The following is a 21794-nucleotide window of genomic DNA, read 5'->3' on the forward strand; positions in this document are numbered from 1 at the left end:
CTTCCCACCCCGGCCATCCTGCCGGCGGGCCCGGGCGGCTTCACGGGGGCGGTTGGGGCTGCAGTCGGAAGCCGCAGGAGTGGCCCTGCTCGAGCCGCCAGTGGATCCGCTCCACCTCGCAGTCCGGGAAGGTCGCGCGGATCAGCTGCAGCTCCTGATCGCAGACACAGGGAAACTGCTCGGCGATGCGCATCACGGAGCAGTGGAACTCCTGGATCACCCAGGAGTGGCCGTCGGGATGCGGGCAGCACTCGGCGACATAACCCTCCCGGCGTCGCAGTTCCACCAGACGCTCGAGCCGCTGCTGCAGGCTGCCGTCCCCCACATGCTGACGGTAGGTGCGGGCCTTCTGGGCGCCTTGCTGCATGAGCAGCACCTGGATGGTTTCCGGCGGGAGGGCGCTCGCCATCGACTGGAGCAGTCCGAGGGCGAACGCTTCGCTGCCATCCGGGAAATGGGCCTGGCCCCGGGCTGTCAGGTGCCAGCGGTTGATCGGACGCCCCGGTCCGGCCGCGGCCGGCATCGACTGGACCAGGCCTTCCTCTTCCAGGGCCCGCAGGTGGCGACGCATCACCTGAACGGAGACCCCGAGCTCGCTGGCCAGGGCCGCCGCGGTGGTTTCACCCTCGCGCAGGAGGAGGGTCAGGGCCGCCTGGCGGGTGGTGGAGGGGGCCGGTGACGAGGCCGTTTGGCCTGCTTCCTCAGGAGTCGCTGGCCGTGGGCTGCCGTGTTGGCTGCCGGTCTGCTGCGGACCGGGCGTGGTGACTGCTCGGGTGTGGGAGTCGATGGTTGAAGACATGACCGACACCTGGCTCTCACACGATGCCACGTCCCCCGGGTGATTGGGGATCGGGGTGGGAGGGCCACCCCAGGACGGCACAATGGCCGTTCCCCCAGGCGTCGGACCGGTGCCCTAGGCTTCGGGTAACGAAACTTTCTGGTTTCGTAACTCCGCCCTGCGATGGCCTGCCCAGCGGTTTCCATGCTGGCAGCCCCCATCCCAGGCCGGAACCCAGGCCCAGTCAGTTCAGTGTTCCCGCCCTCTGCAGAGCCCACCCTCAGCCATGGCCGACCCCGCTGCGAGCAATCCCACACCCAGTTCCGAGAGCCTGGAGGTGATCCGCAAGTTCGCCGAAACCTATGCCCAGCGCACCGGCACCTTTTTCTGCAGTGATCCGGGTGTGACCGCCGTGGTGCTCGAGGGCCTGGCCCGGCACAAGGACGAACTGGGTGGAGCCCTCTGCCCCTGCCGTCACTACGAAGACAAGCAGGCCGAAGTGGCTCAGGCCTTCTGGAACTGTCCCTGTGTGCCCATGCGGGAGCGCAAGGAATGCCACTGCATGCTCTTCCTGACGGAGGACAACCCGTTCCGCTGCGAGAAGCAGACCATCGCTCTCGATGAAGTCAAATCCCTAACCGCCGGCTGATCCAGTCGTCTCACCGCCATGTCCACTGCCACCGTTGGTGATCTGGTTTCGCAGCCGTACAAGTACGGTTTCGTCACGGATATTGAAACCGAAAAGATCGCCAAGGGCCTCAGTGAGGATGTGGTTCGGTTGATTTCCTCTAAAAAGCAGGAACCCGACTTCCTGCTTCAGTTTCGGCTGCGTGCCTACAGGCAATGGCAACAGATGAAGGAGCCTGATTGGGCGGCGCTGGCCTATCCGCCCATCGACTATCAGGAGATCATCTACTACGCCGCTCCGCGCCAGCAGGAGAAGAAATCGAGCCTGGACGAGGTCGATCCCAAGCTGCTCGAAACCTTCGACAAGCTGGGCATCCCCCTGAGTGAACAGAAGCGCCTCTCCAACGTGGCTGTGGATGCGGTCTTTGACAGCGTTTCGATCGCCACCACCTTCAAGGAGCAGCTGGCCGAGCATGGGGTGATCTTCTGCTCCATCAGTGAAGCGGTCCGGGAGCATCCCCATCTCGTCGAGGCCTACCTAGGGACAGTCGTCCCAACCAATGACAACTTCTTTGCGGCGCTGAATTCGGCAGTGTTCAGCGACGGCTCCTTCGTGTTCATCCCCAAAGGTGTGGAATGTCCGATGGAGCTCTCCACCTATTTCCGCATCAATTCCGGCGACACCGGTCAGTTCGAGCGCACCTTGATCGTGGCTGAGGAGGGCGCCTCCGTGAGCTACCTGGAAGGCTGTACGGCCCCGATGTTCGACACCAATCAGCTCCATGCTGCCGTCGTTGAGCTCGTCGCGCTGGACGATGCCTCGATCAAGTACTCAACAGTTCAAAATTGGTATGCGGGCGACGAAAATGGCGTCGGCGGCATCTACAACTTCGTGACCAAGCGGGGCCATTGCCGAGGTGATCGCAGCAAGATCAGCTGGACCCAGGTGGAAACTGGCTCAGCGATCACGTGGAAGTATCCCAGCTGCGTCCTGCAAGGAGCTGATTCGGTTGGGGAATTCTATTCCGTTGCCTTGACCAACAACAGGCAGCAGGCGGATACCGGAACCAAGATGGTTCATGTCGGCCCCCGTACCCGCTCCACGATCGTCAGCAAGGGCATCAGCGCCGGTCACTCCTCCAACAGTTATCGCGGCCAGGTGCAGATCGGCCCCAAAGCCGTTGGCGCCCGCAATTACAGCCAGTGCGACTCCATGCTGATCGGGGACGAGGCGGCGGCGAACACCTACCCCTACATCCGCTCCCAGCAGCCCGATGCCGCCGTGGAGCACGAGGCCAGCACCTGCCGGATCTCGGCCGATCAGCTGTTCTATCTGCAGAGCCGTGGCATTGGCTTTGAAGAGGCGGTGTCGATGATGGTCAGTGGTTTCTGTCGGGACGTCTTCAACCAGTTGCCCATGGAGTTCGCCGCCGAAGCCGACAAGCTGCTCGCCCTCAAGCTCGAGGGATCGGTGGGATAAGACCCTCCCCCGGCTGCAGGCTGCCCTTCGTCGTTCTGCCTCCACTCACCTGCCATCCACCCCTGTCTCCCCGTTCTTCCGCTCGTCTCCCCTCCCCGTGATCCGCACCGACGCCCCGGTCCTTCTCGAGATTTCCGATCTGCATGCCTCGGTGGATGATCTGCCGATTCTCAAGGGCGTGAACCTCACCATCCGCGCCGGTGAAATCCATGCCGTGATGGGGCGCAACGGCAGTGGCAAGAGCACCCTCTCCAAGGTGCTGGCCGGCCATCCGGCTTACACCGTCACCGCCGGCACGATGCGCTACCGGGGCACGGATCTGCTGGGTCTCGATCCGGAAGATCGCGCCCGCATCGGGGTGTTTCTCGGATTCCAGTACCCCGTGGAGATTCCTGGTGTCAGCAATCTCGAATTCCTGCGGGTGGCCACCAACGCCCGCCGCACTGCCCAGGGTCAGGAGGAGCTCGACACCTTCGCCTTCGAAGACCTGGTGCAGGAACGTCTGGGCGTGGTCCAGATGGACCCGGCCTTTCTGGAGCGGAGTGTCAACGAAGGGTTCAGCGGCGGCGAGAAGAAGCGCAACGAGATCCTCCAGATGGCACTGCTCGAACCTGTTGTCGCGATTCTCGATGAGACCGATTCCGGGTTGGATATCGATGCCCTCAGGATCGTGGCCGGCGGTGTCAACCACCTTGCCAGTCCTGACAACGCCACCCTGCTGATCACCCACTACCAGCGGCTTCTCGATCTGATCACTCCCGATTACGTCCATGTGATGGCGTCCGGTCGCCTGCTGCGCAGTGGCGGCAAGGAGCTCGCCCTCGAGCTGGAACGCACCGGTTACGACTGGGTGGACCAGGAACTGGCCCGGCTCGAGGCGGACTCCGGGCGCCAGCCAGTGGAGGTGGGTTGATGACGGCGACCACACCCCGCACCGCTCCGGTGTCCGAGGGGTCGGCTGACTGGCTCGCCGCCCTGGCCGGTGCGCCTCTCCCCAGCCGCCGCCAGGAGGACTGGCGCTTCACCGATCTCACCACCCTGCGGAGCGTTCCACACCAGGTCGCCTCCAGCGAGAATGGTGGCTGGATCCCCCCGCACCTGCCCTCGGGCATCACCACCCTGGCGGATGGGGACGCCGAGACCCACCGCGGTCGCGCGGTCGCCGGCACCGCCTGCGCGGACCACTGGCCCGTGCGGTTCAACGCCGGCCTGGGGCCCGCGACGCTCGCCCTGCGCGTCGGTGCCGGAACCTGGACGCTGGAGCTGCCCTGGGAGGGAGGGTCGATGCCCGGTTGCCAGGCCCGCCGCCTGCTGCTGGTGCTCGAACCCGGGGCTGATCTCCAGTTGCTGCAGGTGATCCGTGCCACGGACGACCAGGCCCTCAGCCTCGTGGTCGAAGTGGAGATGGGGCCGGAGAGCCGTCTGAAGCTGGGCACCCTGGCCCTGGGGCGGGGCGCCCGATCCACGCTGCTGGCCCACACGGCCGTGCGGCAGGCCGCCGGCAGTGAGCTCAGCCTGATCAGCGCCAGCTCGGGCTGGGGGCTCATCCGCCAGGAGCCTCGTGTGGTGCAGCTCGAGGGGGCCGCCCACACCCAGCTGCGGGGTCTGCAGCTGGTGGATGGTCAGGAGGTGGCCGACACCCACAGCCACGTGCGCTTCGAGGGGCCTGCCGGTGTGCTCGACCAGCTCCACAAGGCCGTGGCGGATGGTTCCGGCCGCAGCGTGTTCAACGGCGCCGTGCAGGTGCCGCGGGTTGCCCAGCAGACCAACGCGGCCCAGCTGAGCCGCAACCTCCTGCTCTCCGACCGGGCGCGGATCGACACCAAACCTGAGCTCGAAATCGTCGCCGACGATGTGAAGTGCGCCCACGGAGCCACCGTGAGTCGGCTGCAGCGTGACGAGCTCTTCTATCTCCAGAGCCGCGGCATCGCTGCCGCCCAGGCCGCTGCGCTGCTCCAGAGGGGCTTCTGCGATGAGGTCCTGCGGGAGCTGCCCGCCGCTGCCGCTCCCCATCGTCCGCTCCAGAGCCTGCTGGGGGAGGTCTGAACGCCATGCCCACCTCCTCCGCGCTCGGCGGTCTCTCCACCGCCCCCTCCCTCGCCGGCATCCCGGATGCCGCCGCCCCAGCCGCCCAGGTGGTTGACGATCTGGCCGCCATCACCCGGCCGGACTTTCCCCTTCTGGCCCAGACCGCCTGCCTGGGCCAGCCCCTCATCTACCTCGACCACGCCGCCACCAGTCAGAAGCCCCGCCAGGTGCTCGAGGCCCTGCAGCGCTACTACGACCACGACAACGCCAATGTGCACCGGGGTGCCCACCAGCTCAGCGCCCGGGCCACCGAGGGTTTTGAGGCGGCACGGGCCAAGGTCGCGGCCTTCGTGGGGGCGGCCAGCCCGCGGGAGATCGTCTTCACCCGCAACGCCAGTGAGGCGATCAACCTCGTGGCGCGCAGCTGGGGCGACGCCAACCTGCGCGAAGGCGATGAGGTTCTGCTCACGGTCATGGAGCACCACAGCAACCTGGTGCCCTGGCAGCTGCTCGCGGCCCGCACCGGCTGTGTGCTGCGCCATGCGGGAGTCACCCCTACGGGGGAACTCGACCTGGAGGACCTCAAGGCCCAGATCACGGACCGCACGCGCCTGGTCAGCCTGGTGCAGGTGAGCAACACCCTGGGCTGTCTCAACCCCGTCGAACGGGTGGCACCCCTGGCCCATGCCGCCGGTGCTCTGCTGCTGGTGGATGCCTGCCAGAGCCTGCCGCACATGCCGGTGAATGTGGCGGCGCTCGGTTGCGACTTCCTGGTCGGCAGCTCGCACAAACTCTGCGGGCCCACCGGGATGGGTTTCCTCTGGGCCCGCGAAGCGCTGCTCGAGGCCATGCCCCCCTTCCTGGGCGGCGGGGAGATGATCCAGGACGTCTACCTCGACCACAGCAGCTGGGCCGAGCTGCCCCACAAGTTCGAGGCGGGAACGCCGGCCATCGGCGAGGCCATCGGCCTGGGTGCGGCCCTGGATTATCTTCAGGCCATCGGGCTGGATCGCATCCGCGGCTGGGAAAAGCAGCTCACCCGCCAGCTGTTCGACCGGCTCGGCGCCATCGACGGCGTGCGTATCCTCGGGCCCACGCCGGAGCAGCAGCCTGACCGTGGCGCCCTGGCGGCCTTCACGGTGGACGGCCTCCATGCCAACGATCTGGCGGCCCTGCTCGATTCAGCCGGCATCTGCATTCGCAGCGGCCATCACTGCACCCAGCCCCTGCACCGCCTCTACGGCATCCCTGGATCCGCCCGCGCCAGTCTGAGCTTCACCACCACGCGCCAGGAGATCGACCGCTTCGCCGAGGAGCTGCAGGGAACGATCGGGTTCCTGCGCGAACACAGCTGAGCGTGCTGACCACCGGCGTTCCGGGCCTCCCATGCTTGAGCTGATCGCCCGGCTGATCATCGATCTCTCCGAGCAGCGGCTCTATGCCTATGGACCCAGCCAGGTGCTGCTGTACTCGGCCCTGGTCTCGACGGGTCTCCCCGCTTCCCCCACGCCGGTCGGCGCGTTCCACATCCAGGCCAAGTACGCCAGCACGGACCTCACCGGCGCCACCTACCAGGTGAAGAGCGTGCCCCATGTGATGTGTCTGGGCGGGCCCGGTCTCGGCCCCGACCGCTACTGCATCCACCCCGCCCCCTGGCAGGAGCAGGGCGGCCAGTGTTTCGGCGTGCCGCGCAGCCATGGCTGCATCCGAACCACCGTTGCCACGGCCCGCTGGCTGTTCGAGCGCACCGCCGTGGGCACGCCTGTGGAAATCAGGCCGTAGCGGAGATGGGGAGTCGACCATGCCCCGAGCGTCCGCCCGGCGCGCCTGCCGAGCTCTTCCTGGTGGTGCTCGGTGGCCGCGTGCCGGGCTGCAACCTCGAGCTCCACGACGTGCGCTTCGTGGCCGGTGCCACGATCGAGGCGACCCTGCCGCTGTTGCGGCGCCAGTGGTTCGGGTCCCGCCGGGGCCTGCATATCGACAGCTACGTGGCCGTGCGCCACGTCGATGGCTACCGGGTGGAGCTCAGGCCGGAGCGCTGGGCTGGAGCCGAGCGCCTCTATTTCGTGAACCTGGGGGGCTATGACCCCGGCCAGCTGGCGGAGCAGCACCGCTTCGGCCTGGAGGTCGCCCCGTCTCCCCAGGCCGCCGTGGTCCAGGCGAAGCGCCGCTGGCAGGCCCAGGTGCGCCAGCGGCACAGGGACGATCTGGTCGCCGTGGATGATTGCCTGACGGTGGATCAGCTGTCCCTCTTCGACGGGCTGTCCCTGCACGTGCATCTCACGCCCGAATCCCAGCTTGGCGGCGAACCCCTGGTGCCGGACTGGTTCGGCTACCGCTTGATCTGAGACCTGGTGATCCAGGGGCTGGTGCTCTGAGCTCTGGGCAGACGCCTGATCCCAGCGGCGACCGGAGTTCCTCGTCAGCCGTGCTGCGCGGCGTGGAGGTCGGCCTGGATCCAGAGATCGGCCTGCTCGCTGTGGGCCGCATCGAAATAGCGCGTCTCCGCGGCGATGAACCGGGAAAGCAGCCGCTGGGCCAGTTTCTGCCAGCCGGCGTGGCCCAGCACCGCCACACGCCGTGGGGTGCGGCGGTGCTCCCTGACCAGTGAGAGGTGCTCCCCCAGGGCGGCCAGGCCGGACCAGCCGTCGAACTCGCGCAGATCGACCAGCAGCTTCACCGGCTCCACCCGGCTGAACAGGCTGTCGATCTCCGCCTCGATCGCGGCGTAGGCGCTGGGCTCGAGCCTGCCGATCAGCTGCACCCGCACGACCCCGTCCTGTTCCGTGAGATGGATGCTGCCGAGGGATTCAGCCAACCAGCGCCGCGCCTCGGCTTCGTTCCCGTCGTGGAAGAGCCTGACGGGACAGGGCAGGAGGGCGCCGATGGCTCGGATGGCGGTGCGCAGCCAGGGCGCGTCACTCACCACGGCGATGCGCTCGAACCCCTGCCAGTGGCGCAGGCCCAGCAGCGTGTCGTCCCAGGCGGCGTCGAGGGCGTAGCCCTCGAAGTCCGGGCCGAAGCACAACAGGGCCTTGATGCGGTCGTGTTCCTCGATGGCCCGCTCCATCTGCGGCACGAGCACCCTGTCGTAGTCCTCCCCACGCACGAGCCCCCGCAGCCGGAAGCCCACCGTGCCTTCCGGCAGACCGGGGATCTGTTCGATCATGGTTCCAGCTCTCCCGTGACTCCCTGCTCGCAAACTAAGAAGGCCTCGGCCTGACGGCTTCACGCACCATGAACATCGACGGCACGGCCTGGCGCACCATCTGGCTGGAACCGGGGGGCTGCTCGGTGGGGGTGATCGACCAGACCCAGCTCCCCCACCGCTTCACGACCCGCAGCCTGCGCACCTGCGAGGACGCCGCCGAGGCGATCCGCAGCATGGTGGTGCGCGGGGCCCCCCTGATCGGGGTGACCGGCGCCTATGGGCTCATGCTGGCCCTGCAGCAGGATCCTGGCGATGCCGCCCTGGAAGCGGCCTTCGACCAGCTCAACAGCACCCGACCCACGGCCGTGAACCTGCGCTGGGCGCTCGAGCGGGTGCGCGATCGGGTGGCGGCCCTGCCGCAGGCGGGCCGGGTCGAGGCTGCCCGGGAGGAAGCGGAGGCCATCGCCGAGGAGGACGTGGCGATGTGCGAGGCCATCGGGAACCATGGCCTGGAGATCTTCCGGCAGCTGGCGGCGGCCCGACCGGCCGAGCGCCGGGACAGCCCCTTCCAGGTGCTCACCCACTGCAACGCCGGCTGGCTGGCCACCGTCGACTGGGGCACGGCCCTCGCGCCGATCTACAAGGCCCACCGGGCTGGGCTGAACATCCACGTGTGGGTGGACGAGACCCGTCCTCGCAACCAGGGGGCGAGCCTCACCGCCTTCGAGCTGGGGCGTGAGGGGGTGCCCCACACCGTGGTCGTCGACAACGCGGGGGGCCATCTGATGCAGCACGGTCTGGTCGATGCCGTGATCGTCGGCACCGACCGCACCACCCGGACGGGCGATGTGTGCAACAAGATCGGCACCTACCTCAAGGCCCTGGCCGCCCACGACAACGGCGTGCCCTTCTACGTCGCCCTGCCGGCCTCCACCATCGACTGGACCCTCAGCGATGGGCTGACGGCCATCCCGATCGAGGCCCGCAGCGCGGAGGAGGTCACCCACATCCAGGGCCGGATCTGCAGCGGCACGGCAGCTGGGGAGATCGCCACGGTGCAGCTCACCCCGGACGGCAGTGCCGGCTTCAACCCGGCCTTTGATGTGACCCCGGCCCGGCTGGTGACGGCGCTGATCACCGAGCGCGGTGTGGCGCCGGCGAGTGAGGCGGGGCTGCGAGGGCTGTACGGGGGGGCTGATCAGTCGTAGCCGTAGAGCTCCACCCTCACCTTGCGGGTTGGGATGGTGTCTGTGAGGAGTTGCTCGATGCTGCTCACCGTCGCGTAGCGCAGCTTGAAGGGATCGCGGCGGTCAACGGCGCTTTCGTCGGAGCCGATGAAGATCTCAAGGCCATGCTGATCCTTGCGGCGAATGCAGAGGCCCTCGGCGCGTAACTTGCCGTAGTCCAGCCGGCACCGCGTTGGCTGAATCGGTTCAGAGCTGGTGAGGTCGCCATTCCAGAAGAACATCGGCCGCTTCGTCTTGTTCTTGCGGTCGCTGTCGTCGTCATGCTTCGGGCCGGCCAGGATGAGGAAATGCTGATCGTCGATGCGCACGCAGTCGCGAAATCTGCGGCCGCCCAGATCGAACAGCAGGGGTGTGGGTGCGGCCTCAGGGACTGCGGGATCCAGCAGGAGGGCCTGGGCATGGCCATCTTCTGCCGCTGGCTTTCTGAGCCCCACCAGCAGCTGGTTGCCGCGCCAGGCGGAGAGGGCTTCGATGTTGATGTCGTCGCCGGCGAGGTCTGTGCGGAGATCGGGTGTCATGGCCGCGGGCGGCCCGGCGAGGGCATGGCCGTTGAGCCTGAAATGCCGGAGTCGCGGTTGCCTGTTGCCGATGACGTAGAGCGCATCCTGCAGCATGGCCAGGCTCTCGAAGTCGCTGTTGCCATGGCCGCCATCACCAAGATTCAGGCAGACATTGAGCTCCTTGAATTCCGGCTTCGAAGCATCATCGCTGAAGCGGAACAGGCGGATCTGATCTCGGTTGTCATCGGCCAGCAGGAAGAGATTATCCGCGACGTGGATCAGGCCTGAGGCGTTGTTGATCATGGAATGCTGAGCCCGTTCTTCGTGCTGGCGTATGGGGTGAGCCGATGCGGGCCAGGCGTTCGGCCCCGATCTGGAGGCCATCCTGCTCCTCTGGATCATGGAGGCGGAAGGCAAGCACTGCGATGGGTACGCCGACCAATGGGTATCCCGGCTGTGCCTCAAGAGGCCCGCATCGCCCGCAACCGGTGTTCCTGCGGGCTGATGCCGCGAACTCGCTTGAAGGCTGCGCTCAGCGCGAACGGCGTGCTGTAGCCCAGGGCGTAGGCAACCGTGCCCACAGTGGCCTCCGGGTCGCAGAGCATGTCGGCGGCGAGGGCAAGTCGCCAGCTTGTCAGGAACTTCATCGGCGATTCTCCGACGACGTCCCGGAACCGTCGTGAGAGCGCCGATCGAGAGGCCCCCACTTCGCGGCAGAGCGTCGCCAGGGTCCATGGAAACGCCGGTTGCTGATGCAGCACCTGCAGGGTGCGGCTCACCAACGGGTCGCTGTGGGCCCGGTACCACGTGGGCGCGCTGGCGGATGGACGAGTGAACCAGGCGCGCAGGATCGCGATCAGGAGGAGATCGATCAGGCGGTCGAGCACGGCCGCCTGGCCCGCACACTCCTTCTCCATTTCCTCGCACAGCAAGCTCACGAGCGGCGAGCCCCAGGTGTCGTTGGAGAGCGTCAGCACCGGGGGCAGCACACGCAGCAACCGATCACTGATGTCGCTGGTCGACTCATAGGCGCCCACCAACATCAGGGTCGAACCGTTCGGATCGTTACCCCAGGTGCGAACCCCGTGCATCAACTCCTGCTCGAGCGACTCCCCGTTCAGGTTGGTGCAGCGTTGACCGGGGTGAATCACGATCTCTGGTGCGGTGTCCGGATGGTCGGCCACGCAGTAGTGCAGCGGCGCACGGGTCACGGCAACATCGCCCACGCCGAGGCGCACCGGCTCGCTTCCATCGGGCACAACCCAGGCGTGTCCGCGCACGATCGCCAGCACCGTGATCGGGGACTTGGCAAGGATCCGCAGCGACCACGGCGGACGCATCACGGTACGCAGCGCGAAGGCCCCACGCGCCCGCGGACCGTCCAGCAAGCCACCAAACAAGTCCATCGTTCCGAGGCTAGGGCTGGACGCTCGCGTATGGATCTGAGCAGCTCAGCGATGGCCTGAACGGAGGGTCCTGCCGAGGATCTGAGTCGACCCTCTCAACCAACGGATGCCAAGCACCAACCACACCACAACGATCCTGGTGATCGGAGCGAGTGGCAAGACCGGCCGCCGCGTGACGGATCGGCTCGTCGCCCAGGGCCGGCGGGTTCGTCCCGTGTCCCGCTCGACGCAACCACGCTTCGACTGGCAGGACCCCAGCACCTGGTCGCCCTGCCTCGACGGCATCGCCGCTGTGTACATCACCTACTTCCCAGACCTGGCCCTGCCCGGCGCGGCCGAGACCGTGGACGCGTTCGCGCGACTCGCCGTTGCGCGCGGTGTTCGGCGCCTCGTGCTGCTCTCCGGCCGCGGCGAGGCGGGGGCCCAGCGCGCCGAACGCTACCTGCAGAATTCGGGCGCCGATTGGACGATCGTCCGCTGCGCGTTCTTCAACCAGAACTTCGATGAGAACTTCGCCGACTCCGTGCGCCACGGTGTTCTCGGGATGCCGGCCGGTGACACCGCCGAACCGTTCGTCGACGCCGATGACATCGCCGACGTCGTCGTGGCTGCACTGACCGACGACCGTCACATCGGCGAGATCTACGAACTGACAGGCCCTCGCCTGCTCACGCTCGCCGAAGCCGCGCAGGAGCTGGGCGCCGCCATTGGCCGGGAGGTGCGCTACGTGCCGCTGAGCGCCGAGGAGTTCGGCGCCGAGCTGGGAGCCCACGGGATGCCGGCAGCGGACGCCACCCACCTCGCCACGCTGCTCAGCGAGGTGCTCGATGGCCGCAGTTCCCACACGGCTGATGGCGTGTGGCGGGCGCTGGGACGCCCAGCTCGCGACTTCGCCGATTACGCCAAGGACACCGCCGAGACAGGCGCCTGGCGGCTCGAGACGCTGGCTTCATGACCCTCCGGATCGTCCGTCAGGGCTTGTGCCGACCGGTGCAGGCCCCCACAACACCCAAGCCGCGCTGAGCCTTGCTCAATGGAACTACTCCTTCGTTCCTATTCCTCCATCCTGATGGGTTAGCCGTGTGTTCAGGATTCATTGTTGTTTCATCATCGTGAATGAGTGATGAAGCAGCACTACGGGCGAGTGGCCTGGCTGGCTAACGTTTGAATTCACCGGCCTGCGCCGCTTTTCGCGCAGGTCCGGTGGAATGATGGGTTGGGCGCGCAAGGCACAGGCTTTACTACCTAATAATTAGTGCTCGCTCGGATGACTACCTTGTGATGCTCGGAATCAAGCATAACGAGCATGAAGTCGTTTACATCCGCATCCAGCGTCGGACGAACGGTCTTCGGAGCGTGCATGATGTCGTTGCCTGCGGTCCTGATCTGGTACAACCCTGTACGAGGCTGCGAGGGCATGGACTGCTTGAAGCGTTCGAGGATCTGCTGTTCTGTCGGGTTGTAAATAGAGCCCTCCGGCGGGAGAGCCCGCCCTGACTCCCGAGTAGACCTGGCCCTCGCTTCTCTTGAAGTTCGGATACCTGCAAGGTGTTTCAAGACACCATCAGGGATCGGCAGACGCTGCCACTTGCCGGAGTCCGCAGCTGCGCGAGCCAAGACGTTGAAGTCAGCACCGCTGAGCTGGAAGACCATCGTGATCTTGAGGCCCTCGCGCCCAAACCATCCTGGTTCCGAGGGCGTGGCCTCGTAGGTGACTGCTGTGGCAGCCCTCGGGATGTTGAACTCGCGGCGCAGGGTCAGTTCATCTGCCTGGCGCGTCGTGCAGCCTGCGAGGACAGCGCAACTGAGAACTGCGGCGATTAGCGATGACCTCATGATGCCTCGTAATGCTGCGCCCAACGGTGCCCCTGAGTGGCAGGCAACGAGTGACTGGAGAAGCAGAGAGCTGCGGCGGCCTGACTACTCCAGGGGCTTGTTCGGAGTCCCCCCATTCTCTCTGATCTGGCGAACAGTCTTCTCGTCGCTGAGACATAATCTCTGCTGGATAAACAGAGTGCAAAACACAAGGGCAGTCCGACAGACTTGACTGGAGACTTAATGGTGGCGTTGAATTGCTGTGCATATTCTTCTTCCGTTTGGTCTAAGCGATTGTCCGGAACAAGAGTGCCACCAGAAGACATTACCAGAAGACAGACAGAACTCCATGGTTGAGATCTGGCCATTCCATCGCCTCCGATACATCCTTCCGGGATTTGGAGTAGAGGCAACCGCTTAGCCTCGCTGACCAGCATGTGAGCCTCTTCCTGCCCTTGAGACCAGTTGCGGAGCAGTGGAGCTGGCCTTTCATCCGGGGGACGTCGGTTCCTGGGTGGAGGTGCTAAGGAATTTCCGCCAGCTGGCCTGAATCGGCGGCGGATTTCGCGCTGTCGTTGAACCCAATCAGGGCAACGCAGGCGCAGGCGCGACGGTCTACTCCCCGTCCCCCAGGAAGATCAGCGAGTCCCGGTTCACCCACAGCACCCGGCCGCTCTGGCCTGGGTAGCCCACCCGGCACCAGGTGCCCTGGCTGTTTGAGGTGCACGCCAACTTGTCGAGCGTTTCCCCCGACACCCCCATCCCCGCGATCGCGGCGCCGTAGTTGGGCTTGGCGTACAGGGTCACCGTGGGCTGACCATGGCCGCTGAGTTTCACCTTGCTGTGGGCCTGGTGATCCACGGCCGCTGCGGGCCGACTCTTGACGTTGGAGACGGCAATCCGGTTCCCATCGCCGTTTTGCTCGCTGAGCGTGAAGCTGTGGTGGCCGCTCATCAGCCAGATGCGGCCCTGTTCATCACGCATGCGGCGGTTGTCAGTGGTGGGTGGACCGGCCGGCACGAAGCGATAGATGGCACTGCCGCTGAAGCTGATCTCAAATCCCCCGTTGCCCCAGGGCTTCACCTGACAGGTCTGCTTGCTGTCGTTCATCCAGCAGTCCAGCGCCTGGGCGGCTGCGGCAGGACGCACCAGGGAGGCCCCGGCGATGGCACCTGCGCTGACAGCAGCGATGGCAAGGAAGCGGCGGTGGAGCATGCGAGAGCAAAGGAAAGCCAATCGATTATCCAGGTGGGTGTAGCAATCCCCCGCCAGCAGTAGGCCATGACACACTCGGACATCCCTGCCCTGGAGGCCCTCAGCCGCGACTACAGCGAGACGCCCCGGCGGGTGCTGTTTGTGCTGGGTTCCGGGAAGAGCCCAGCGGTGGAGGTGTTTGAGGCTGCAGCGCAGCAGCGCTCCACCAGCATCGATCCCCAGCATTTGGCGGAGATGGCCGCCGGCAGGCGCCGCTCGCTGACGCTCTGCACCCCGATTCAGATGGTGCCTGAGATCGTGCGCTCGCTAGCCCACAGCAATGTGGCCGTGTACCAGGTGCAGCTACTGGAGGAGTGAGCCCAGACTCACTCCATCGTGCGCACGGGGGTGGTGCACCAGCGGCTGCGGCCGACTCCGGCAGCACTCTGGAAGCGATCGTCGCGGAAGTCCGCTCGGCCGGTTCTGGGCTCAATGCGGGCCACCCGCCAGAGCTCCTGCCCGCAGTTGATCGTGACGGTGATGCGGGTGCCGTCGGAGGCGTTGATGAGCACGAAGCGCACACCGTCGTAGAGGCGCATGCGGCAGCCGGGTGGCTGACAAGGCAGCCGGCGATGGCCGTGAGCAGCGGGGGGAGCCGGGAGAACAGGCTGGTCACGGGGAAGAGGCGCGGCGACTAGGAACAGCAGCACCCATCATGACAATCTGTCTGGAGAAAATCCGTCTCGAGAACAGCCTCACGATGCGCACCTGTCTCCACCTGCTGCTGGCCGCTTCCCTGGTGCCGCTTCTGCTGCCGTTGCCGGCACCAGCAGCGGAGGTCTGCACCCCATCAGAAAGCACCGTGGCCGAAACCCGCTGCGTGATGAAAGCGCTCCAAGCCAAGGATCGAGAGCTGGAGAAGGCCCTGGTGCGAGTGGCCAGCGAGGCCAGGCAAGTGCCCAGCGAAACCTTCCAGACGCTCTGGCGCGACAACCTCACCGGCTTCTACAAGACCAGTGCCGACCCAAGCGAGCAGGCGCGTGCTTTCCGCGCCGAACGCCGCAAGGTGTGCGCCTACGCCAAGTCGGTGAGCTTTCAGGGGACGGGCTACGGCATCTTCACGACGCGCTGTGAGCTGGCGCTCACCCAGACCCTGCTGGAGCAGCTGCGGCCATGAAACGCACGCTCATCCGCCTATCGCTGTTGCTGCTCGCTGGTTCAATGGCCTGCTGGGTCGCCTATCGGCTGATCGGCGTACATGTGGATGCAGATGGCATCCTGCGGGAGGCCTTTCCTCTGATCCCTATTGGTTATTTTCTGGGCTTAGGTGGCGTTGGGGCTGGGATCGCTGGCTTGCTGTGGAGGAAGCCAGCAAGAGGCCGGTGATTCAGAGTACCAAGGTACTTCCGAACGACCAGCGTAACCGGGCGGCGACGCTACGCGTCGATTTCAGATTTCGCTGGATTCGCCGCTCCGGTTCACGCAATTGTTCGACGACCACACTCAAAGGAATGGTTGCCACTCAGTCCCGTGCTTTGGTGCCGTCAGTGTGCTCGGAGGATTTTCGTGTTTCTCGATTACACACAAATATGGATAGAAGTGAATGGAGTTGATCTCCTGTTGGGCTCGCGTTGATGTGAATCCCAGGACTCCGCTGACCATGCCATTACATGCGTTCAAGCTTTGAACCAAGCCAGCGGCGAAAGCAGCAAACCGGTTCGAGATGCCGTGGATGTCTTCACAAACGTATACGCTGCCGACCGGCATGCAAGGCAGCATTTCCTCCAGCGTCACCATTTGCTGTTCCGGTGTGTGCCCGCCGTCGTCGATTAGAATGTGAATCTGAGGGGTATCAGTCCTGAATCGTGCCCAAAACTCGCGGCTTTCCTGATCGCCGATGAATACGCGAATTCTATCCGTTTCATATGATCTGCAGGCATCCTCGATGTCCACACCATATATGCGACAGCGGTCGCCAAAATACTCGAGCCACATGTCAAGACTGCCGCCGCTGTAGATGCCGATTTCCAAGAGGTTGACTTCTTGGTCTCTGAACCGTGCGAAGTGTCGGTCATAGGCATTGAAATAGTGCGTCCATTTCCAGATTCCGGGACCCTTTTCGTGCTTTGAGAAGTAATCCCAAAGCGGATTAGAAGGTGATGTTGCGTCTCCTTCGTCGGGCGCGCGAAGTGCCAATCTCTCTTCTATCGCCAAACCTCGAATAAATGCTGGGAACAAGCTGGCAAAACGTACGAACGCGCGTGGCTGCCGAATGAAGTTCTTTAGGATCGCAAGCAGTAGCCGAAGTTTGTAATACATTTGGGGTGGTTCAGTCTCTTTGTGCGTCGAACTAGTCATTGGAAGGTTCCGTGAACCACGCTCCAGGACCCCTCGCTTTCCGATAACCATAGAAGGAAGCTCTGTTCGGATCCCGCTGAATCCCCATGCGCCAATCGGTTTCACAAGTTGGATCGTAAATCTAGCCGTGGTTCACGGGTCCGCAAACCACTTGTTCGAGCGGCTACAGAATGTCGGCGGGGCTGCGCACACCCAGCGGGCCGCGGTTGAGCACGTGGGTGTAGATCATCGTTGTGCTTACGTCCTTGTGCCCCAGCAATTCCTGGATCGTTCTGATGTCCTGGCCGCGCTCCAGTAGATGGGTGGCAAACGAATGGCGGAACGTGTGGCAGCTGGCTGCCTTGGATACTCCAGCTGCAGCCACGGCCCGCTTCACGGCTTTCTGCACGAGGCTTGGATCCAGATGGTGCCGCCCCTCGGTGCCTGAGGCCCGATCGTGCCAGCGATGCTCCTGGGGGAACACCCACTGCCAGGCCCACTCCCGATCGGCATTCGGGTACTTCCTTGCCAGGGCATAGGGCATCAGCACTTGGCCCCAACCAGCCGCCAGATCCATTTGATGCAATCGGCGCACACCCCGTAGATGGTGCTGCAGGTTTGCCACCAGGCTCTGGGGCAGCAGGGTGAGCCGGTCCTTGCCGCCTTTCCCATCCCGCACGGTCAGTTCCCGTCGCTCGAAGTCGAGATCCTTCACCCTCAGCCGCAGGGCTTCCATCAAGCGGAGGCCGCTGCCATACAGCAGCCCCACCACCAGCGCTGGGTCACCATCTAGGTGCTCGCGCACAGCCCGCACCTCGGCTTCGCTCAGCACCACCGGCAAGCGGCGTCGGTTCCTGGCCCGCACCACCCCATCCAGCTCAAGGTCACGACCCAGAAGCTCGCGGTACAGAAACAGCAGCGCGGCCAGGGCCTGGTTCTGGGTGGAGGGGCTCACCTGAAGATCCACCGCCAGGTGGGTGAGGAAGCTGTTCACCTCGACACTGCCCATCTCTCGGGGATGCCGCAGGTTGTGGAAGCGAAGAAACCGCCTCAACCACAGCTCATAGGTCTTCACCGTGCGACGGGCGTAGTGGCGGGTCTGCAGTTCCTCCCGATAGCGCTGGATCAGCCCTGGAGGTCTGGCTTCAAGCGTCATGGTCATCGCCGGCCTGGGACTGGTTCAGGTTTGCCCCGTGCTTTCAGCCGTCTCAGCGCAGCACGAAGCGCTCCTGATGCACCAGGCGCCCGTCGGCGCGGATCTCCAGCCGGTAAAGGCCGGGGGGCCAGGGGGTGCGGGTCGGGGCCAGCGTGAAGAGCACCGATTCCTGCCCCGGCTTGGTGTCCACAGCGGCACTGTCGATGCGCTGATCGGAGGGCACTCCTTCCACCGTTTCGGCGAACCAGGTGCCCTCGAAGCGGCTTCCGCTGCGGCTGCCGGTGGCGAAGTGATAGGTGAAGCGGGGGGTGCTGAGCGGAAACTCGAAGCCGTCTGGCGTGTAGGTGCGGGTGGTCTGGGCCGGCAGAGGGCCCGGGGCGAGCAGCGCCAGCGCCGCGATGGCTCCAGCCCTGGGAAGGAGGTGCATGGTGAGGGAGCGGAAGACGTCGTACCCCCCTGCCTAGCCTCAGCCGTTCAGGGGGCATCACCATGGCGGCCACAGAGCAGGAGTTGCGCCAGGAGCTGGTGGCCACGGCGCGGGCGATGGGAAGCGCCGGCATCAATCAGGGCACCTCGGGCAACCTCTCGGCCCGGATTCCCGGCGGGCTGCTGATCACCCCCAGCGGCGTTCCCTACGACGGCATGGGGCCGGCTGACCTGCTGGCCATCGGTTTCGACGGCCAGCTGCTGACGACATCTGAGGAGAGCGGCGGCGGAGCTCCTGGCCGAAGCCTTCGCCCCTCCTCCGAGTGGCGCCTCCATGCCGACCTGCTCCGCTGCCGGCCGGATGTGGAGGCGGTGCTGCACTGCCACTCGATCCAGGCCACGGCCCTCGCCTGCCATGGCCGCCCCATCCCCCCCTTCCACTACATGGTGGTGATCGCCGGCGGCGCCGATATCCGCTGCGCCCCCTACGCCACCTTCGGCAGCCAGGAGCTCTCGGATCTGGCCCTGGAGGCCCTGCGCGATCGCCGCGCCTGCCTGCTGGCCCACCACGGCCAGGTGTGCCTGGGGGGCAGCCTGGCCCAGGCCCTGCGGCTGGCGATCGAGGTGGAAACCCTGGCCCACATGTACCTGCAGGCGCTGCAGCTGGGGGAGCCGCCCCAGCTCTCGCTGGAGGAGATGGGGCGGGTGGCTGAGCGCATGGCCGCGCTGCACTACGGCCGCTGAGCCCCCCTCGAAACCCAACCCCCCCTCAGGCCACCGCCTTTGGCGCCGTGCCGGCCAGAACCAGGCCCGTGGTGGCGAAGATCAGCACCAGGCCCAGGCACACCCCGGTCCACACCGGCAACCCCCAGCCGGCCACCGCCAGCGGCGCCACCACGGTGATCACCCCACCGGCCAGGAACGGCTGCAGCATCAGTTGCTTGATCGAGAAGGCCGGCAGGGCCGTGCTCTGGTCGAAGGGATCGGCCATGTGGAGCAGCACCAGGCCGCTCGCCGACACCCCTGTGGCCTGGCCGAACTCGATCACGGCCCGCTCGAACCAGTCGCGCGGCAGGATGCGCGGCGCCAGCAGCAGCACCACCGCCAGGTTCCAGGCCAGCCCCGCGGCGATCAGCACCGACAGCGGCAGCCAGTCGGCCCGAAGCAGTCCCAGATCCAGGCCCGCCGTGGCGGCCGTGATCAGCAGATTGGCGGAGGTGGTGCTCACCCGCGTCTGGATCGGGGCGAGGGCCCGGTGGGCCTGGCCGCTGCTCTCGAGCAGCAGCCGCGTGATCAGTGATCCGAGAATCGCGAAGGGGAACACCGGCAGGTCTTCCACCACGGTGTCCACGCCCCCGCCCACCCAGCCGCCGATCAGCCGCAGCCCTCCCAGCAGGGCCAGACCCACCAGCACGGCGCAACCCGCCAGGGCCAGATTCACCAGCCAGGCGGCGGCTCCCGGGTGGCTGGGCTGCTCGAGGCTGCCCGTGCGCGGCGGCTGCCGCAGGTCTTCCGGGTGCACCGACAGCCAGCCCAGCTGCCGCCCCAGCAGCACCACCAGGCCCCCCACAAGGGTGGAGGCCACCAGGCCGGCCGAGGCCAGGGTGAGCCCCAGGGCCTGTCCGCCGGGGAACCCCAGCGCCGCGTAGCTCGGGCCCATCGCGGCCGCCGAGCCGTGGCCGCCCTCGAAGGCCACCTCGATCAGGCAGGCCATCATCGGGCTCACCCCCAGCCGCGGGCCCAGCACCAGCAGCACCGCCAGGCCGCCCACCACGTACTGCCCGAAGGCCAGCACCAGGGCCAGGGAGATCTGGCCGCTCACCGGCCGCCACAGCCCCGCCAGCTTCGGCAGCGGCTTGCCGAGCATCAGGCAGGCGAACACCAGGGTGAGCAGCACCTGGGGCAGCTCCGCCCACACCCGCATCACGGGCTCGGGCACCAAGGGCAGGGGCCCGCCGGGGGCAATCAGCAGCCCCAGCACCCCCGCCAGCAGCGCCTCCGGAATGCCCCACACCACCAGCGACAGCCGGTGGGACACGGCGCGGGCGACCAGCAGAAGCAGGGTGAGCAGGGCCAGGGCGGCGGCCACCCAGCCCGCGTCGATCAGCCAGCCGGGGGCCTCCTGCGCCAGAAGGCTCATGGCGCGCCCTTCAAGAAAAACGGGACCCGAATCCTAGTCATGGCGCCGGCGCGGGCTGCGGTGTTGGCCCCCCGGCTGGCGGGTGGGGCTCAGATCTCCGCGGCCGCCCGTTCCACCAACCGGCGGGCCACGGCCTGGGTGCCGGTGTGCTGGTAGGTGTCGGTGAAGGCGTCCAGAAAGGTCGCCAGCTGCTCGAAACGACCCTGCCAGGGCCCGAGGGTGCTCTCCAGGGCCTGGACCGCCTTCTGGCCACTGAGCCCCAGGGTCCCCACCAGGCCCGAGGCCCAGCCCAGCCAGGCCTCCACCCCGCGTCGCACGAAGCCGAGGTGGGCCTCCTCGCTGCGGCCGGGGATCAGGGGCGCCATCGCCCTGTAGCCGGGCAACTGGCGCAGTTCCCCGTGCCCGACCTGCCCGAGCAGGTTGTCGAGCCGCTCCAGCGCCTGGTCGCCGAGCGGCAGCAGCGCGTCGAAGCACAGCATGGCCACCATCCGGACCCTGGCCTGGCCGGCGTAGTCGGCCAGGGACGCCGTGAAGTCGCCGAAACTGTCGCCCGGCAGGCCGTTGACCTGGGTGAAGGCCAGCAGCTCCGCCGAGACCTTCAGCGCCAGATCGGCGGCCTGCAGGGTGTCCGTGGCGGGGGTGAGGTTGGCCAGCCCCTTGATCAGGGGCAGGGCTGCGCCGACGTTGGCGGCCAGGCGCAGGCCTCCACTGGCCCTTTGGGACCGGTTGACGGCGTCGTAGAGGCTCAGGGCCCGGGCGTAGCCCTCATGGCGTGCCCGGCTGAGGGTGTCGGCCCGGGCGCGCACCTGGGCGATCAGCTGGGGATCCTCCGTGCCGAGCACCTCGGCGATCAGGGCATCGGCCCGGGTGATGTTCTGCCACCCTCCCGGCACCAGGGTGCCGATGCCCTTGAGGGCCAGCACGGTGAGATTGCGTTTCGGCAGGCGCTCGAGGCGCTCGAGAACGGTGCGGCTCATGCGGGCTGGCGCGAGGGAGCGAGGGCCGGGGACTGGCGGGGCTGGGGCAGGCTGGCCAGGCCCGGCAGATCGAAGGCCTCGAGCAGTTCATGGCGCTGGGTGGTGTCCAGTCCCTCGTTCTGGCCGATCACCTTCACCTGGAACCGCTCGGCCACCAGCACCGCGCTGGCCTGGCTGCCCTGCTCCACCAGCGGCCAGCCCCTGAGCCGGTCGCGGCTGTCCAGGAACTTGTCACGGGCTTCGGGCGCTGTGGCGGTGTCGGAGATCGCCAGCAGGGCGAGGGCTTGGCCGCCGTGGCTGAGTCGGGCCTGGCTGAAGCCCCGTTTCTCCTGGGTGAACACCAGCTGCTCCCCGGGGCCGGGGGTGGGGAAGAGCCGGTTGAAGGCACTGCCGTTCACCACCTGGGCGGTGGGAACATCACCGACCGTGCCACCAGGAAGCCAGGTGGAGACGGGCAGGAGCAAAAGGGCTCCGATCAGCAGGCCTGCACCCACCACCAGGGCCAGCCCCCAGCGCAGCATGCGGTTCATGG

The 21794-nt window shown here is 66.4% G+C and carries 27 protein-coding genes; 14 read left to right on the plus strand and 13 right to left on the minus strand.

Annotation, left to right across the window (positions count from 1 at the left end):
- Positions 1–40: 40 nt before the first annotated feature.
- Positions 41–799, minus strand: a complete 759-nt coding sequence (sufR, locus tag ACLNEE_RS08255; protein ID WP_411422461.1) for an iron-sulfur cluster biosynthesis transcriptional regulator SufR — start codon at positions 797–799, stop codon at positions 41–43.
- Between the two features lie 265 nt (positions 800–1064).
- Here sufR and ACLNEE_RS08260 point away from each other — a divergent pair, with 265 nt between their 5' ends.
- The 7 genes from ACLNEE_RS08260 to ACLNEE_RS08290 all read left to right on the plus strand — a co-directional run bounded on the left by ACLNEE_RS08260 (position 1065) and on the right by ACLNEE_RS08290 (position 7261).
- Positions 1065–1427: a ferredoxin-thioredoxin reductase catalytic domain-containing protein gene (locus tag ACLNEE_RS08260; RefSeq protein WP_411422462.1), complete on the plus strand. Its 363-nt coding sequence runs from the start codon at positions 1065–1067 to the stop codon at positions 1425–1427.
- Positions 1428–1445: 18 nt separating this feature from the next.
- Positions 1446–2885 carry a Fe-S cluster assembly protein SufB gene (sufB, locus tag ACLNEE_RS08265; RefSeq protein ID WP_411422463.1) on the plus strand — a complete coding sequence of 480 codons (1440 nt, stop codon included), beginning with the start codon at positions 1446–1448 and terminating at the stop codon, positions 2883–2885.
- A 97-nt stretch (positions 2886–2982) separates the two neighbouring features.
- Positions 2983–3798 (plus strand): Fe-S cluster assembly ATPase SufC, encoded by an 816-nt coding sequence (sufC, locus tag ACLNEE_RS08270; protein WP_411422464.1) that lies wholly within the window; start codon positions 2983–2985, stop codon positions 3796–3798.
- The gene (locus tag ACLNEE_RS08275; RefSeq protein ID WP_411422465.1) at positions 3798–4931 is read left to right on the plus strand and encodes a SufB/SufD family protein; all 1134 of its coding nucleotides are present in this window, start codon (positions 3798–3800) and stop codon (positions 4929–4931) included. Before sufC ends, ACLNEE_RS08275 begins: the two co-directional genes overlap by 1 nt.
- 5 nt (positions 4932–4936) lie before the next feature.
- A complete protein-coding gene (locus tag ACLNEE_RS08280) occupies positions 4937–6268 on the plus strand; it encodes a SufS family cysteine desulfurase (protein ID WP_411422466.1) in 1332 nt (443 codons plus the stop codon).
- A 31-nt stretch (positions 6269–6299) separates the two neighbouring features.
- Positions 6300–6695 carry a L,D-transpeptidase gene (locus tag ACLNEE_RS08285; RefSeq protein ID WP_411422467.1) on the plus strand — a complete coding sequence of 132 codons (396 nt, stop codon included), beginning with the start codon at positions 6300–6302 and terminating at the stop codon, positions 6693–6695.
- 5 nt (positions 6696–6700) lie between these two features.
- On the plus strand, positions 6701–7261 hold the full coding sequence (locus tag ACLNEE_RS08290) for a DUF1543 domain-containing protein (RefSeq protein WP_411422468.1): 561 nt from the start codon (positions 6701–6703) through the stop codon (positions 7259–7261).
- Between the two features lie 74 nt (positions 7262–7335).
- Here the strand turns inward: ACLNEE_RS08290 and ACLNEE_RS08295 are convergent, their stop codons facing one another.
- A complete protein-coding gene (locus tag ACLNEE_RS08295) occupies positions 7336–8082 on the minus strand; it encodes a SpoIIAA family protein (RefSeq protein ID WP_411422469.1) in 747 nt (248 codons plus the stop codon).
- Between the two features lie 68 nt (positions 8083–8150).
- On the opposite strand from ACLNEE_RS08295, the gene mtnA reads away from it, so the two are divergent.
- Complete coding sequence (gene mtnA, locus ACLNEE_RS08300; protein ID WP_411422470.1) at positions 8151–9272, plus strand: S-methyl-5-thioribose-1-phosphate isomerase; 1122 nt, start codon at positions 8151–8153, stop codon at positions 9270–9272.
- Here the strand turns inward: mtnA and ACLNEE_RS08305 are convergent.
- The gene (locus ACLNEE_RS08305) at positions 9263–9829 is read right to left on the minus strand and encodes a hypothetical protein (RefSeq protein WP_412006980.1); all 567 of its coding nucleotides are present in this window, start codon (positions 9827–9829) and stop codon (positions 9263–9265) included. The genes mtnA and ACLNEE_RS08305 overlap by 10 nt on opposite strands.
- A 24-nt stretch (positions 9830–9853) precedes the next feature.
- On the opposite strand from ACLNEE_RS08305, the gene ACLNEE_RS08310 reads away from it, so the two are divergent.
- Positions 9854–10099 (plus strand): hypothetical protein, encoded by a 246-nt coding sequence (locus tag ACLNEE_RS08310; RefSeq protein ID WP_412006981.1) that lies wholly within the window; start codon positions 9854–9856, stop codon positions 10097–10099.
- A 173-nt stretch (positions 10100–10272) separates the two neighbouring features.
- Here ACLNEE_RS08310 and ACLNEE_RS08315 read toward each other — a convergent pair whose 3' ends face one another.
- On the minus strand, positions 10273–11217 hold the full coding sequence (locus ACLNEE_RS08315) for an AraC family transcriptional regulator (protein ID WP_411422472.1): 945 nt from the start codon (positions 11215–11217) through the stop codon (positions 10273–10275).
- Between the two features lie 106 nt (positions 11218–11323).
- Here ACLNEE_RS08315 and ACLNEE_RS08320 point away from each other — a divergent pair, with 106 nt between their 5' ends.
- Complete coding sequence (locus tag ACLNEE_RS08320) at positions 11324–12172, plus strand: NAD(P)H-binding protein (protein ID WP_411422473.1); 849 nt, start codon at positions 11324–11326, stop codon at positions 12170–12172.
- A 290-nt stretch (positions 12173–12462) separates the two neighbouring features.
- Here ACLNEE_RS08320 and ACLNEE_RS08325 read toward each other — a convergent pair whose 3' ends face one another.
- Together ACLNEE_RS08325 and ACLNEE_RS08330 are read right to left on the minus strand one after the other, a co-directional pair.
- Entirely contained in the window at positions 12463–13053 is a 591-nt protein-coding gene (locus ACLNEE_RS08325; protein ID WP_412006982.1) for a hypothetical protein, read from the minus strand.
- A gap of 594 nt (positions 13054–13647) precedes the next feature.
- Positions 13648–14247 (minus strand): SH3 domain-containing protein, encoded by a 600-nt coding sequence (locus ACLNEE_RS08330; RefSeq protein ID WP_412006983.1) that lies wholly within the window; start codon positions 14245–14247, stop codon positions 13648–13650.
- A gap of 66 nt (positions 14248–14313) precedes the next feature.
- On the opposite strand from ACLNEE_RS08330, the gene ACLNEE_RS08335 reads away from it, so the two are divergent.
- Positions 14314–14604: a hypothetical protein gene (locus tag ACLNEE_RS08335; RefSeq protein ID WP_411422476.1), complete on the plus strand. Its 291-nt coding sequence runs from the start codon at positions 14314–14316 to the stop codon at positions 14602–14604.
- An 8-nt stretch (positions 14605–14612) separates the two neighbouring features.
- Here the strand turns inward: ACLNEE_RS08335 and ACLNEE_RS08340 are convergent, their stop codons facing one another.
- Positions 14613–14825, minus strand: coding sequence for a hypothetical protein (locus ACLNEE_RS08340; RefSeq protein ID WP_412006984.1), 213 nt, complete (start codon positions 14823–14825; stop codon positions 14613–14615).
- Positions 14826–14941: 116 nt separating this feature from the next.
- On the opposite strand from ACLNEE_RS08340, the gene ACLNEE_RS08345 reads away from it, so the two are divergent.
- Positions 14942–15403 (plus strand): lysozyme inhibitor LprI family protein, encoded by a 462-nt coding sequence (locus tag ACLNEE_RS08345; protein ID WP_411422478.1) that lies wholly within the window; start codon positions 14942–14944, stop codon positions 15401–15403.
- Positions 15400–15612, plus strand: coding sequence for a DUF3955 domain-containing protein (locus tag ACLNEE_RS08350; protein WP_197210783.1), 213 nt, complete (start codon positions 15400–15402; stop codon positions 15610–15612). Before ACLNEE_RS08345 ends, ACLNEE_RS08350 begins: the two co-directional genes overlap by 4 nt.
- 117 nt (positions 15613–15729) lie before the next feature.
- Here ACLNEE_RS08350 and ACLNEE_RS08355 read toward each other — a convergent pair whose 3' ends face one another.
- The 3 genes from ACLNEE_RS08355 to ACLNEE_RS08365 form a co-directional block, all read right to left on the minus strand.
- The gene (locus tag ACLNEE_RS08355) at positions 15730–16545 is read right to left on the minus strand and encodes a class I SAM-dependent methyltransferase (protein WP_411422479.1); all 816 of its coding nucleotides are present in this window, start codon (positions 16543–16545) and stop codon (positions 15730–15732) included.
- Between the two features lie 202 nt (positions 16546–16747).
- The gene (locus tag ACLNEE_RS08360; protein WP_425625098.1) at positions 16748–17719 is read right to left on the minus strand and encodes an integron integrase; all 972 of its coding nucleotides are present in this window, start codon (positions 17717–17719) and stop codon (positions 16748–16750) included.
- A gap of 52 nt (positions 17720–17771) precedes the next feature.
- Complete coding sequence (locus tag ACLNEE_RS08365) at positions 17772–18146, minus strand: hypothetical protein (RefSeq protein WP_411422481.1); 375 nt, start codon at positions 18144–18146, stop codon at positions 17772–17774.
- 62 nt (positions 18147–18208) lie between these two features.
- On the opposite strand from ACLNEE_RS08365, the gene ACLNEE_RS08370 reads away from it, so the two are divergent.
- Complete coding sequence (locus ACLNEE_RS08370; protein WP_411422482.1) at positions 18209–18889, plus strand: class II aldolase/adducin family protein; 681 nt, start codon at positions 18209–18211, stop codon at positions 18887–18889.
- A gap of 25 nt (positions 18890–18914) precedes the next feature.
- Here ACLNEE_RS08370 and ACLNEE_RS08375 read toward each other — a convergent pair whose 3' ends face one another.
- The 3 genes from ACLNEE_RS08375 to ACLNEE_RS08385 all read right to left on the minus strand — a co-directional run bounded on the left by ACLNEE_RS08375 (position 18915) and on the right by ACLNEE_RS08385 (position 21792).
- Positions 18915–20285, minus strand: coding sequence for a sodium/glutamate symporter family protein (locus ACLNEE_RS08375; RefSeq protein WP_411422483.1), 1371 nt, complete (start codon positions 20283–20285; stop codon positions 18915–18917).
- An 89-nt stretch (positions 20286–20374) separates the two neighbouring features.
- The gene (locus tag ACLNEE_RS08380; RefSeq protein ID WP_411422484.1) at positions 20375–21262 is read right to left on the minus strand and encodes a hypothetical protein; all 888 of its coding nucleotides are present in this window, start codon (positions 21260–21262) and stop codon (positions 20375–20377) included.
- Entirely contained in the window at positions 21259–21792 is a 534-nt protein-coding gene (locus tag ACLNEE_RS08385; RefSeq protein WP_411422485.1) for a hypothetical protein, read from the minus strand. Before ACLNEE_RS08385 ends, ACLNEE_RS08380 begins: the two co-directional genes overlap by 4 nt.
- Between the last annotated feature and the right edge of the window lie 2 nt (positions 21793–21794).

It is taken from the genome of Aphanothece stagnina RSMan2012 (assembly GCF_046764815.1).
GTDB lineage: Bacteria > Cyanobacteriota > Cyanobacteriia > PCC-6307 > Cyanobiaceae > NIES-981.